This window comes from Peribacillus phoenicis, assembly GCF_047238085.1.
Classification (GTDB): Bacteria; Bacillota; Bacilli; order Bacillales; family DSM-1321; genus Peribacillus.
The window spans coordinates 4,255,646-4,269,094 of sequence record NZ_JBDFMF010000001.1 but is presented as its reverse complement, the minus strand read 5'-3'; the positions used below and the strand labels follow the sequence as shown (position 1 = coordinate 4,269,094).

Annotated in this window: 11 protein-coding genes; 9 read left to right on the top strand and 2 right to left on the bottom strand. The window is 38.3% G+C overall.

The window, feature by feature from the left end:
- Positions 1 to 16: 16 nt before the first annotated feature.
- Complete coding sequence (locus tag ABC374_RS20925) at positions 17 to 871, bottom strand: DUF4915 domain-containing protein (RefSeq protein ID WP_413019635.1); 855 nt, start codon at positions 869 to 871, stop codon at positions 17 to 19.
- A gap of 499 nt (positions 872 to 1,370) precedes the next feature.
- On the opposite strand from ABC374_RS20925, the gene ABC374_RS20920 reads away from it, so the two are divergent.
- The 6 genes from ABC374_RS20920 to ABC374_RS20895 all read left to right on the top strand — a co-directional run bounded on the left by ABC374_RS20920 (position 1,371) and on the right by ABC374_RS20895 (position 6,571).
- Positions 1,371 to 2,555: a glycosyltransferase family 4 protein gene (locus tag ABC374_RS20920; protein WP_413019634.1), complete on the top strand. Its 1,185-nt coding sequence runs from the start codon at positions 1,371 to 1,373 to the stop codon at positions 2,553 to 2,555.
- Between the two features lie 20 nt (positions 2,556 to 2,575).
- A complete protein-coding gene (locus ABC374_RS20915; protein WP_350300199.1) occupies positions 2,576 to 2,899 on the top strand; it encodes a hypothetical protein in 324 nt (107 codons plus the stop codon).
- Positions 2,900 to 2,937: 38 nt separating this feature from the next.
- Positions 2,938 to 4,728 (top strand): glycosyltransferase family protein, encoded by a 1,791-nt coding sequence (locus ABC374_RS20910; RefSeq protein WP_413019633.1) that lies wholly within the window; start codon positions 2,938 to 2,940, stop codon positions 4,726 to 4,728.
- 261 nt (positions 4,729 to 4,989) lie between these two features.
- The gene (locus tag ABC374_RS20905) at positions 4,990 to 5,475 is read left to right on the top strand and encodes a PaaI family thioesterase (RefSeq protein ID WP_413020418.1); all 486 of its coding nucleotides are present in this window, start codon (positions 4,990 to 4,992) and stop codon (positions 5,473 to 5,475) included.
- Between the two features lie 230 nt (positions 5,476 to 5,705).
- Positions 5,706 to 6,161: a LytTR family DNA-binding domain-containing protein gene (locus ABC374_RS20900; RefSeq protein WP_350300196.1), complete on the top strand. Its 456-nt coding sequence runs from the start codon at positions 5,706 to 5,708 to the stop codon at positions 6,159 to 6,161.
- On the top strand, positions 6,158 to 6,571 hold the full coding sequence (locus ABC374_RS20895) for a DUF3021 domain-containing protein (protein WP_350300195.1): 414 nt from the start codon (positions 6,158 to 6,160) through the stop codon (positions 6,569 to 6,571). Before ABC374_RS20900 ends, ABC374_RS20895 begins: the two co-directional genes overlap by 4 nt.
- 65 nt (positions 6,572 to 6,636) lie before the next feature.
- Here ABC374_RS20895 and ABC374_RS20890 read toward each other — a convergent pair whose 3' ends face one another.
- On the bottom strand, positions 6,637 to 8,703 hold the full coding sequence (locus tag ABC374_RS20890) for a Na+/H+ antiporter (RefSeq protein ID WP_413019632.1): 2,067 nt from the start codon (positions 8,701 to 8,703) through the stop codon (positions 6,637 to 6,639).
- Positions 8,704 to 9,080: 377 nt separating this feature from the next.
- Here ABC374_RS20890 and ABC374_RS20885 point away from each other — a divergent pair, with 377 nt between their 5' ends.
- The 3 genes from ABC374_RS20885 to ABC374_RS20875 all read left to right on the top strand — a co-directional run bounded on the left by ABC374_RS20885 (position 9,081) and on the right by ABC374_RS20875 (position 13,277).
- Positions 9,081 to 10,673 (top strand): spore germination protein, encoded by a 1,593-nt coding sequence (locus ABC374_RS20885; RefSeq protein WP_413019631.1) that lies wholly within the window; start codon positions 9,081 to 9,083, stop codon positions 10,671 to 10,673.
- Positions 10,674 to 10,699: 26 nt separating this feature from the next.
- A complete protein-coding gene (locus ABC374_RS20880) occupies positions 10,700 to 11,920 on the top strand; it encodes a Ger(x)C family spore germination protein (RefSeq protein WP_413019630.1) in 1,221 nt (406 codons plus the stop codon).
- 256 nt (positions 11,921 to 12,176) lie between these two features.
- The gene (locus ABC374_RS20875; protein WP_413019629.1) at positions 12,177 to 13,277 is read left to right on the top strand and encodes a GerAB/ArcD/ProY family transporter; all 1,101 of its coding nucleotides are present in this window, start codon (positions 12,177 to 12,179) and stop codon (positions 13,275 to 13,277) included.
- Positions 13,278 to 13,449: the final 172 nt, after the last annotated feature.

The following is a 13,449-nucleotide window of genomic DNA, read 5'->3' as shown; positions in this document are numbered from 1 at the left end:
TATGATTTCACTGTTTTTAAATAATTAATATTCCATAAATTTCTTCAGAAGGTATATGGATAAAAGATGAAAGTTTCGTAGAGATGTCATGAACATAAATCCCGCAATCCAGTAATATGTTCGTATTTTTTTTTAGTAAAACCGGTATGTGCCTACTCTCACTTTGGCCAATGAACATCGTTTGATTTCTAACTGCTAAACCGCGAGTATAACCAAGGCATTTAAAAATAACTTCCTCATTACTTTTTACTAGGAATTCACCTGAAACACAATAATACAGGTTATTATCATAATGAAGTACGCTGTGAGGTTGAAGTAATTTATCATGACAAATCTTAACCACTTTTCTTTCCTGTAAAGAATATTCAAGAATCACACCTTGGTGGATTGTTTTATTAGGGAAATAACCTGCAAAAGAGAGGAAATTTTTCCTTGGAGGATATGAAAACATCGATACATATAGCTTATCATTTGCTATATACAAATCGTTGACGTGGCAAACATCGTCATTTTCAGGTGAAAATCTAATTTCATCGATTCTTTCCAAATTGTTTTTCAAATTATAAATACCAATTGAGTTAGTTTTGGTTTCAATAATATAAGCTTTATCATCATCTATTGCTACACCATGTAAATCTAATTCTATAGATAAAGCTTTATTCTTTATAACCTTCAAGTTTTCATCCAAAATGAAGATTCCATGAGAACTTGAAATTACGACAAAAGAGCTGCCGTATTTTGTAATGCCTGTGCATCTAACATTTAAAACTTTATTTATTTCATATTGTTGCTGTTTAAATTGGACTAAATAAAGACCACCTTTATTATTGCAGCATGAAATTAATAATTTACAATCATCTATGGGTATCATGTAAGATCGCACCTCCTTTTTTTGACAATTCCCTTTTTTATATAGTATGAATTTTTATTGTAATGGTGTAGACAAGTTATGGAGGATAATAGTGGACTTTTTATAACTGATTAAAACGTTTTATGGTGGAAATTATACCCTTTACTTCCAAGTTATATTAATAGACTTAAAATACACTGGTTTATATGCTAGAGGGCGTTTCCGCTAAATGGAACGCCCTCCTTCTTTATGTTGCTGTTTATTTGCCATCAACCTTCATGCTATTACTGATGCTCCCAGTCATGTCATTAATGAAACTTTACAAAAGCCGATAAAAGTTCATGAAAACTTTACTTTTATTTACAGAATTCTCATATTGATGTCAATATTCAGTAATACATGTTTGTTATAATCGGTTGACGGTTTTAAAGGCGATTGGAAAAGAGTCTCTTAAAAATCCTTCATTTACAGATAAGTAGCAGGCCGATTGAAGATGACGGAATAGTAGGAGTGAACAAAAATGGAGGAATCTATAAATCTATATGAGCTTACATTTAGTGAAAAAGATAGATATGTAATCATTACGAATGCTTATCCACATGAAGATCAGTTATATCGGAATGGGTTTATCCACCGAAGAGTCAAGGCTTATCTGGATGAGGGTTTGAAGGTTGATGTCTTTGTTTTGCATCCTGCCTATAAAAAAGCAGAAAAGTATACGTATGAAGATGTGCCTGTTTATCGTGGAACTGAACAGCATCTGCGCATTTTCTTAAATCATAAAGTACATAAAAAAGCGCTCATTCATTTTGTTAATCCAAAAATGGTACAAGCGATAAAAGAAACGAACACAGATTTACCAATTATTACCTGGATACATGGATTTGAAACGGAGGCATGGCATAGAAGGTGGTTTAATTTTCTTGAAAGCCCTGAAAGCTTGCGGAAGATACTTGAAATGTCGGACGACTATTATGTAGCACAGCTTTCTTTCATGAATTGGTTTTATCAAACGGATGAGTTGGATACAACCTTTGTTCATATTTCCAAATGGTTCAAAGAACATATAGCGGAATGTGATGCTAGAGCAGAATCGAAAAATTCAGTAATCATTCCTAATGTAATAGATGACAATCTCTTTACCTTTATTGAAAAGCCAGTTGAAATGCGGACAAGAGTCCTTTCAATCAGGCCATACGCTTCGCGAAAATACGCCAATGATTTATCGGTGAAAGCAGTTCTTGAACTATCGAAGAGACCATACTTCGATAAGTTGGAATTTGCATTTTATGGTGATGGAAAATTATTCGATCAAACCGTTGAGCCAATCAGCGATTTTGAGAATGTAACGATTCATAAAGGTTTCCTATCTCAGGACCAAATCGCTGCATTACATAAGGAGTATGGAATTTTCCTTTGCCCGACCCGTTTGGATTCTCAAGGGGTTTCAATGTGTGAGGCAATGTCGAGTGGGCTAGTGCCGGTTTCAACAGATATTACGGCAATCCCGGAATTCGTTAAACATGACGTTTCTGGCCTTCTAACAAAACCTGAGTCTCCTATCGAAATTGCCGATGCAATAGAGCGCTTATATTACAACCCGGACGTATTTTTAAGAGTGTCAAAACAAGCTTCTCAGTCGATTCGAGAAAAATGCGCGGTAGATGTTGTTATTAAAAGAGAATTGGAGATTATCCAAGGTTAATGGAAGGGAGTTTTTTCAATATGGACGAACGAAACGAATATTGGAAAACTATGTACGAGGAACTCGAATTACAAATGAAAGACATGATGTCCATGACATTGGAGCTCATAGAGGGCAATGGCACTGAAAAACAAAAAACCATTGAGAACATGACAAAAGAAAACAATATGCTGCGAGAAGAATTAGAAAAAAGTAAGATGGCCCAAAAAGAAAATATTAAGCTTAACAAAGAAATACAAAGACTTAAGTTATTAGAACACAAATTCAACGTTACATATGCAGGGAAATTCACGTTAAAATATCTTGCGCTTAAATCATCTATTAAAGAACAAATAAAAAAATAAAAGATTCATATCAGATTTCAGTCATTGGAGTGAAAACTTTGAATTCACATGAACTAGTTGAAAACAGAAAAATGAAGGTACTTCTATTTGGCTTTATTGACATGAATTCAATGGATGGATCTGCAGTATTTTTATCTTCCTTAGCATCGACCATTGCGCTAGATTCCAACATCGAAGTTGACTTACTTCTAGCTAGCCCAGTCAAACGTGATATATTAATTCAGCCTCTTGAGAAATTTGATAATATAACCATTCTTAATCCTTTTGTTGATCCTTTTTTCGGTGCCACCGATGATGAATGGGTAAAAAAAGGTGTCATTGATTTTGATATAGCTGAAATGCTCATTTCTCATTATTGGAATCAAAAGGAATATGATTGGCTATTTGTTAGAAGCATTGAGACTGTTGAAAAAATAGCAAAGCATAAGCATATCATAAAGAATACATTGGTTTATGCTACAGGGTTGACTCATATAGGCCAGGATGTTAATGAAGAAAAATTTGAGAGCATCAAAAATATATATGAACAGTGTGCGTATTTCTTATGTCAAACAGAAGAGATGTGCGAATTTGTCATTGAAATTCTTAATTTGAATAAAGAAAAAAACAAAGTTTCCCTGCTTACCCCGATGATACCCAATGTTGAATCAGCGGAAGGGCAGACACGGTTAAAAAACAAACTTGTATATACAGGGAAATTCGACCCGGATTGGAAGACCATTCCCATTATTACTGCTTTTAAAGAATTAAAACGCGAGATTCCGAATCTATCACTTGATGTAGCGGGGGATAAATTCAAATGGGTTAAAGATGATTCTCAGTTTAAGGAAGAAGCGGCATACCTTCTTAAAAATACAGATGGTCTTACATGGTACGGGGCATTGACAAGGGAGAATGCCCAACAATTAATCGTGAACAGTGATATTGGGATAACCTGGAGAAGTGAGGAAATGGACAGCAGTCTGGAACTGTCTACAAAGCTATTGGAGTATGGGATTTTAAGGAAGGCTGTAATAATGAATCCAACCAAAATGCATATAAAGCTTTTTGGCGAAGATTACCCGTTATATGCCGTTACAGAGAAGGATTTTCGTGACACTGTCAAATTAGCACTATGCAATAAGGATATATATGAGTTTGCGGCAAAACGAATGTATCAGGTCAGCAGGCAGTTTTTATTTTCGGAAGCAATAAAAAAACTGCAAGTACTATTATGGAGCAAGCGTATTACAGATTTTGTAGAGCAAAGCACAAATATGTTTTATATTGATGTAGATGACATTGATGAACTGAATAAGCATGCACCATCAAATAAAGTGAAAAAATTGCCTGCAGAGTTAAATGTTGACGAAGTTTTCACCTACATCGTCAAAAACATACCTGAAGAAATAAGGCGAGTCGAAAAACTGTTTAAACTGTCTGGATATGGTCAAATCATTTCAGCAGAAAAAGCCGGATGTTATACATTTCTCCACATCCATAAAAGTTATGGAAACTTTGAACTAAATTTTCAAAATAACATGCCATATTTAAAAACTATAGGATTTGAAACCTATGGAAATCCTAAATTAAAGCCAAAAGATGTGGAAATTTCAATGAAGGAACGGGTAAATGCTGATAAAGAAAAATATGATATGAAAGGGAAAAATAAAGAATTAGCTAAAGAAGTAAAGCAATTAAAAAAACTGAACACAGTTCAACTTAAACAAATTACTAAGCTTGAAAAACAAAACCTGGCACTTGGACGTAAATATGATTCACTTTCGAAGTCGAAAATGGGTAAAATGACATTCAAGTATTGGGATTTAAGAAAAAGGCTTAACTTTTAAGAAGGTAAGCGTGCAACAAAATAAAAGACCATGCAATGGGGGATACACTTCTTTAACTATATATATTTTCAAATGGAAGCCCCTGAATGCTGCTTTGCTTACAGGGGCCTTTGTCATTTATCGAAATAAGGAGCAAGGATTCTTGTAAACTTTTTATGTATGTTATCGATTTCAGCAGTATGTATAAAGCTGAAAGCTCAATAAACTATCTGGGAATTCCGTTTAGTGATGTTATAATATTCTGAAAAAGGAGGAGAGATGATGGAGGAGATTGTGGTAAAAGCGATTCAAGATGATTATCCGGATGCATTTGCATGGTGTTATGGATGCGGTCGTTTAAACGAAGAGGGTCATCACTTTCGAACCGGTTGGCAAGGTGAGCAAACAAGGACAATTTATACACCACGTCCAGAGCATATCGCAATTCCCGGATTTGTTTATGGCGGCTTGATTGCTTCTTTAATTGATTGTCATGGAACAGGCTCTGCTGCTATTGCCTTGCATCGTAAAAATGGACATGAAATTGGAGATGGAGTGGAGCCTCCCAGGTTTGTGACTGCATCACTGAAAGTGGAGTTCGTAAAGCCAACCCCAAATGATGTGCCATTAACAGCCGTTGGGACGATTCATGAGGTTCATCCAAAGAAATGGAGAATCGAAACAGAGGTATTTGCCATCGATAAACTTTGCGCCCGTGGAGAGGTAATCGCTGTGGTGATGCCAAGTACTTTTACAAGCAAAGAGTGATCCGGACCATTGGAACAGGTCAATAGTAAGCTGATTTATAAAAACGGATTCAAAAGCAGGGTTAGATTTTTTGTATTAAAGGGCCGTCCAATTTTTTGGACGGTTATTTAGTGTATCTGAGTATCCATTTATAGCATGTTATCGCTAGTAAGTTGCGTGTAGCTGGAAATCACAAGCGAAATATCTAGATATTAATATACTTACATTATAAGCAAAGGGAGGTCGCAGAGATGAAAATAAACGTAGAGATAGATGAGGAGATCAAGGCGATAGAGGTGCTTATCCGAAATCACGAATGGAATGAGGAAGTCCAGGAACTGATGGAGCGTTTGAAGGAGAGGAAAAGACCGTATTTTGTCGGCAAAAAAGAAGAAATGCAGCATATCTTCCGGGCAGAAGAAATTATCTGTTTGTTCACAGAGCAAGATTCCATAATGGTGCGGACGAAACAGGGTACTTTCGAAATGAAAGAACGGTTATATGAACTGGAAAGGGACCTTCCTCGTAATCAATTCGTGCGATTGTCCAAGTCAGTGATTGCCAACTTAGATGAGTTAAGCAGATTCGAGGCATCTTTCAACGGGACCTTATGTGTGTATTTTCGATCAGGGGAAAAAGAATATGTTTCTCGGCACTATGTTCAAGGAATCAAGAAAGCATTTCAATGGAAAAGGAAGGGATTATGATGAAAACACTATTATTCCGTAGCTTTGTTGGAATTTGTTTTGGGGCACTCGTGATGGTGCTGACATGTTTTGGAGTGATCGCTTTTGGGGGTTCATTAGACAGTGGAATATTTGTGAAAAACGCGATAGGCTGCATATTATGTGGGTGGTTCTTCAGCACGGCAACACTCTTCTTTGAAAATGAAAAATGGAGTTTGTTATTTCAAACCATTCTGCACTTCCTTACTGTCAGCATTCTTTACTTTCTATTATCTTTCTTTGTTGGTTGGATTCCATTCAGCTTAAAAGGATTAGCTATAGGAATTGGGATTTTCATACCATTCTATATGATCATCTGGACCGTATTCTATCTCTACTTTCGCTTCCAAGTGAAAATATTGAATGATGGACTTGATAAAAGAAGGAATTGAGAGCGGATGTGGATATAAATAAAGAGACACCGCTCCCTGTCGTAACGGTGTCTCTAATTCATTTCTTAATTTTGTATCATTATCATTTCATCATAGATTAAGTTTTGTCTAAGCTCAGTTGCTGTTTGCATGGATATTTGCTCATCTTCAACCATTTGCTGAATGATATCACGTTCGATTTGCATTGCAATCAACTGAAAATGACTCACCATCTCTTCAAAGCGGTTTGCTTCTTTTTCACTTAATGTTCCGAATGGATTCAAATAACGATTATATCTTTGAATGACAAGCATCACTTCATGACGGTTTTCAGGTGTAGTTTGTTGTTTGATCAATGAAATGGCTTCCTTAGAAGCTTCTTTTTGGGCTTTGCGGAACTCCCGGATCAGGTCCGCGTTTTTAACGATTGAGTCCTCTAATTTCGCTTCCCATTTCTTATCCCATTTGACATTGATCTTTTTCTTGAAAAGAATCGCCTGCAAATTGATCCAAGCCCTTTTCAGCGAAGATTTTTGCATATAATTTAAGGTTCTTGAAAGAAACACTTTATAAAGTTCTAAGGCTGTTTCAGATATAGTTCCTTTTTCGACTAGTCCAGAAACGACTTCCAATTCCTTATTGGCCCCTTGCTCCACTAAATCGCGTATTGTCCGATTATCGGGTCTGTTCGTGATTCCCCGTTCCAAATCAATCAGTTGTTCATTCAAATCTTCCATTACTTGATTGACAGCTTTCTGATTATCCATGGTTGCTTCTTTGCTTAGCTGATCGATCGTTTTATTTAAAACAATTTCATAAGCCTCCTCAGAGGTTAGGCGTTCATCTTTGAATTCAATCGGTGTCTTTACCAGTAATGGCAAGAGAACCGTAGCCAATGTGACGCTTAACAATATAACGCAAGCTGCGATGAACAAGACTGTATTACGCATTGGGAATAAAGTGTCATCTGGCATAAAATATGGTATGGATAAAGCTGTAGCTAATGTAATGGTTCCATGAATGCCGCAAACGGATGTCAAAAATGCAAATCGTGGTCTTGAAACATTCTCATCATCAGTGTCCTCGCTATCTTCTGGGTGAACCCTGGACATAATGAATTGCTCTAATGGATTCACTCTGTTTTTCGTAAAAGTATCATGCAGAAAGTATACCCAAATAAAACGGATCATCAATAATAAAAGAACAATCAAAACACTTATTCCAAAAAGATTACCCCTATTTATGTTGGACTCAATTTCCTGATAAACACTCGGCAACATAAATCCTAATAAAGCAAATACAAGTCCATTCAAAACATAACCTAATACAGACCATGTATTAGATGATACAATTTGCAATTTAGTTGTGGAATTCTGAAGGCGATCCCGCTCGATGCCATGAATTACACCTGCGGCAACCACTGCCAAGATTCCGGAAACATGGAATTCTTCAGCTACCATATATATGACAAAAGGCGTAATTAGCTCAATAACAATAGACATGGAGATTTCTTCAAGTCCATGAACCCGTAAAAATAATCGTAATTTGACGATTAAGTAGCCCAATAGGATACCTATGAAGATACCGCCTATAGCTACAAATATAAAATTAAGCGAAGCATCCTTTATTGAAAATGCTCCAGTTAAGGCAGCTGCCAGGGCAACTTTAAAAGCCACGATTCCAGCAGCATCATTGAAAAGTGATTCACCTTCAAGGATGGGCATCATATTTCCGGGCAATTTCAATCCTTTTGTAATCGATTGTACCGCTACAGCATCCGTAGGGGTAATTGTAGCTGCTAAAGCAAAGGCAACAGCCATCGGCATATCAGGTATTAACCAGTGGATGAAGAAACCTCCTGCAAAAACAGTCACAAATACTAACCCAAATGCCAATAACAGAATAGGCTTACGCAATTCAAGCATTTCTTTACGGGACGTATTTTTTCCTTCTGTAAAGAGTAATGGAGCAATAACACAGATCATGAATAATTCTGAATGAAAATCCAACGATAATTGAAATGGCAATAATGAAAGCACTGCACCCATGGATATCTGATATATCGGTAGTGGAATACGAGGCCATATGGCATTTAATATTGTAGCGATTATTGTGGACACCAATAATCCGAGCAATGTGATTAAGAATGACATAGAATCTCCCTTATCTTCTAATGTTTTAGTCTGATTGCCCATGAAACTTATTTAAAAAGAAAAAAAAGAGGTATTTTAAAGCGAATATCCATCCTTAAAAAATAACCCCCATTTTATGGTCTTGCGTAGCTGTTCAAAAAACACTATTTAGCGAGAGACAGTATTTTAATATATAGCCTCGATTTTTGATATACCCCTTAGTTATTAATTACAAACAGGATATCACAAGAGTTTACGGTTTATTCAAAATCAACTTATAACATAGCTTTTCAAACATGCTAATGAAAATTAAGTTCATGCCGGGCACAGGATTTTCTGTATAAAATACCCTTAATGAAGAAACATAGAAAAATGGAGTTAGAGCGACCTGCAAAAAAATGGGGGTAACCAGCTTGATTCGTAATGTGGGTAGATTGTTAAGGAAAACGAAAGAAAAAAAATCCAGTGTACAAAATAATTACCAAGATTCTAAGCCTGCAGATTCACTTGATGTGAATTTCAGCCGAAATGTAGAAACACTTCGTACAGTTTATGATAATTGCTCGGATGTCATGTTCCGTTCGTTCTTACTTTTCGGAAAGACGAGAGCCATGCTTATTTACATTGCGGGACTCTCAGACATCGAGGCGATAGAGCAGTATGTTCTATCTCCACTCATGCAAGAGTCATCAAAAGAGCCACAGCCATTAAATGAGTTTATTGAACATAAAATGCCCGTTCCTAAAGTGGTAAAAGTGACTATGTTGGCGGACTGCATTGAATCGATTTCCACTGGAAACCCGATCCTTCTATATGAAGGGGAAAGCGATGGATTTTCTTTAGGATTGTCCAAATGGGAAAAGCGGGCGATTGAAGAACCTATGGCAGAGGGGGGAGTTAGGGGGTCACGAGAGGGATTTATTGAATCTCTAGAGGTAAATACGTCCCAATTGCGACGTATTATTAAAAGTCCTGCCCTTAAAATACAATCGATGAAGATCGGAACTTATACCAGGACGAATGTTTCGATTGCTTATATTGATGGACTAGCGGATAAAACACTGATTGAAGAGATTACAACTCGTTTGGAACGAATTAAAATAGACGGTATTTTAGAAAGCGAGTACATCGAGGAAATGATTGAGGACAATCCGTATTCACCTTTCCCTCAGATCATGACGACAGAACGGCCGGATGTAGCCTGTTCTTGCTTGCTGGAGGGACGGGCTGTCATTCTTGTAGAAGGAACCCCTTTTACTTTAATTGCACCAATATCCTTCTTTTCTTTGATTCAATCACAAGAGGATTATGCTCAACGTTTTATGGCAGGCACCTTTATCCGTTGGTTACGTTATATTTTTATGGGATTATCTCTTTTGCTTCCGTCCCTATATGTTGCTATTTTGACGTTCCATCATGAGGCGGTCCCAACCGCACTCCTGCTAAGCAGCGCGGCATCACGGGAATCGGTCCCTTTTCCTGCAATAGTAGAGGCATTGGCTATGGAAATTACCTTTGAAGCACTAAGAGAGGCAGGGGTTCGATTGCCGAAGCAGGTAGGTTCTGCTGTCAGCATTGTTGGAGCGCTAGTGATTGGTCAAGCTTCCGTACAAGCGGGGTTGGTTTCAGCGCCAATGGTCATTGTAGTTGCGATTACGGGAATCGCTTCTTTTATGATGCCTCGTTATATTGCCGGAATTGCTTTCCGGATGCTGCGTTTTCCTATGATGCTGCTTGCCGGTACATTAGGACTGCTTGGTATCATGATGGGGATCATTGCCATAGTCATTCACTTATGCAGCTTGCGTTCCTTCGGCGTTCCCTACTTAACGCCACTGGCACCGTTAAAAGGTCAAGAGCTGAAAGATGTGCTGTGGAGGGCTCCTTGGTGGAAGATGACTACACGTCCGCGCCTCACAGGGGATTCTAATGTATACCGTCAACCTCCGGAGCAGGGACCAAATCCAAAAAGGGGAAGTGAAACGGAGTGAATAATGGTTGGAGGCGAACAAAGATATTGGAGAAAGTAAAGAGGCGTCATTTCATGAAAAGCGTCCTTCTTTTGCTCGGTATTTGTGGAACAACCCCTTTTCTAAGCGGTTGTTGGGATCGAGTGGAAATCACTGATTTGGCGATTGTCACAGCAGCCGCCATCGATAAGAACGATAATGATCACATCGAACTATCCGTCCAAGTTTTTATTCCTAGTTCAATAAGTGGTGGAGGCGGCGGTCAAGGAGGAGGGAGCAGTCAAGGAGGGGGTGCGGTTACGACATTGGTAAGATATGAAAAAGGCTCTAATATTTCAGATGCATTGTCAAAGCTTCAGAGCAAGCTTCCGCGAAAAGTATTTTGGGGACATTGTAAAGTATTTGTATTCGGTGAACAGTTAGCGAAGGAAGGAATTCAAGAGCAGCTGGATTTTCTGCTGCGCCATCCGCAGCCAAGAGAGAAAGCAAATGTGTATGTCAGCAAAGGGAAAGCAAAGCCTATTCTTGAATCTTTGCCACCCCTGGAAAACTATTCAGGCGAAGTGCTTAGAGAACTATCTGATTTACATATCGGGATGCTGGTAACACTGCAGGATTTAGATGAAATGTTAACGGGTATACCTCAAGCGGCCGCACTTCCATTCGTTAAAATTTTACCCCCAGGGAAAGGGCAAACGAAATTACAGGGAATTCCTTACATTGTCGGGACAGCCGTGTTCAAAAAAGATAAAATGACTGGGATGATGACGGAAAAAGAAACAAGAGGGCTATTGTGGTTAAGGGATGAAGTGGAATCATATACCGTGACCATAAAACCCAAAGGGGTGAAAGGGAAGATATCTTTAAGTCCAGTGTCAGCCAAAGTCAAGATCATTCCACAAATTATCAACGGAAAATGGAAATTATTGGTGAAGGTAAATACAGATGGATCTGTTATACAAAATGGAACGAATTTAAACCTTTCAAATCCTAAGTCTCTAAAAGCTGCAGAACGAGCATATCAAAAAGATATAGAAAAACGCATCGAGATGGCTTTTCTGAATACTCAGCATAAGAAAGCGGACATTTTAGGGTTAGGTAAAGATTTCTATAGGAAATATCCTAAACAGTTTAATAAGGTCGATAACCACTGGGATGAGATATTCTCAGAAATGGAAGTGGAAGTCGATGTTGCGGCCCATATTCGAAGACAGGGCTATATAAACAAACCGGCAGGATTGTCTGAGGAAGAGGTGAAGGACAAATGAGATGGGGGGCTTTTTTTTGTACAAGCGTGGTTGTAGCTCTAATCATTTTGTATGAATGGCCGAGAATGAAACAAAATCCTAAAAAAGATAAAATGGCATTTCTTACACTGCTCCTCACTGGCTTGGCTCTGTCCATGTTCAATCTCCCACAGATGTCAGGACCCACTCAATGGATCGAAACTCTTTTCAGGCCATTTGGAGAGTTTATGGAAAAGTGAGTCCATCAGTAGGTTACGTCACAGAAAGGAGGAAGCAGATGGAGAAAGGGAAAATTTCATCATTACAGATGGCATTCATGATGTATCCGACGATTGTGGCAACAGCTATTCTCGGGATTCCCAGCATCACAGCGAAATATGCCAAAACCGATTTATGGCTGTCCCCTATTTTTGCTGCGCTGATAGGGTATCTGACGGTGTATATCGCTTATAAACTTCACAATCTGTATCCGAAGCAAACTGTGATCCAATTCAGTGTACAGATTATTGGGTTGGCTCCGGGGAAGATTCTCGGTTTTTTATTCTTGTTTTTTTATATCCAGAACACAGGGCTAATCCTTAGAGGTTACGCAGAATTTGTTGTCGGCTCTTTTCTGGTACGTACCCCGATTAGTGTGGTCATGGCATCGATGGTGCTTCTGTGTGCGTTCATCGTACGCGGGGGAATAGAAGTGTTGGGGCGGGCTGCTGAATTGTTTGTACCTGTTTTCATTTTTCCAATCTGTATCTTAATCCTTTTGCTGATTCCCGATCTTGAATTCAAGAATATATTCCCGATATTGGGGGAAGGAATTATGCCTCCAATCAAGGGTGCGATTGTACCGGGTGGATGGTTCAGCGAGTTTTTCCTGATCATTTTCCTCCTTCCTTTCTTGGCGGATATGAAAAAAGGGATGAAATCCGGGATGATGACTGTGTTTGTCGTGATGATGACGTTATTTGTGGTGAATCTTACGGTTCTTTTTGTACTCGGGTCAACAACATCCACAAAGCTTTACCCCTTGATGAATGTATCTCGATACATCAGTTTTGCCGACTTTTTTGAACATGTAGAGTCCGCCGTCATGGCGGTATGGATAGTAGGGGCGTTTGTAAAAATTTCCGTTTTTTATTATGCATCTGCTTTAGGTACAGCACAGTGGCTGAATCTCTCCGACTATCGTCCTGTTGTATGGCCGATAGGGATTTTGATTGTCATTTTCAGTTTGTGGTCGTTGCCTAGCTCTGTGGATGTCAGTCGTAATGATATCAACGTCTTCCCTTTACAAAGTATTTTGATGCAAACGATTATTCCTCTGTTATTGTTGGTGATTGCTGTAGTAAGGAAAAGAAATCGTAAAGGAACCGAAACCAGCTGACTGGGCATTTTTTATGCTAAATATCCTATCGTTTAGGTGCTATCTATGTTCGTACTCGCGCAGAGGGCAGGACGTACTGAATGGATTAATCTCTTTATTAAGCCGTTTGAATAGTTAAAAGTAAATCTATCAGTCGGTTGCGTGATTTCAGATTTACATACTATTACAGAAA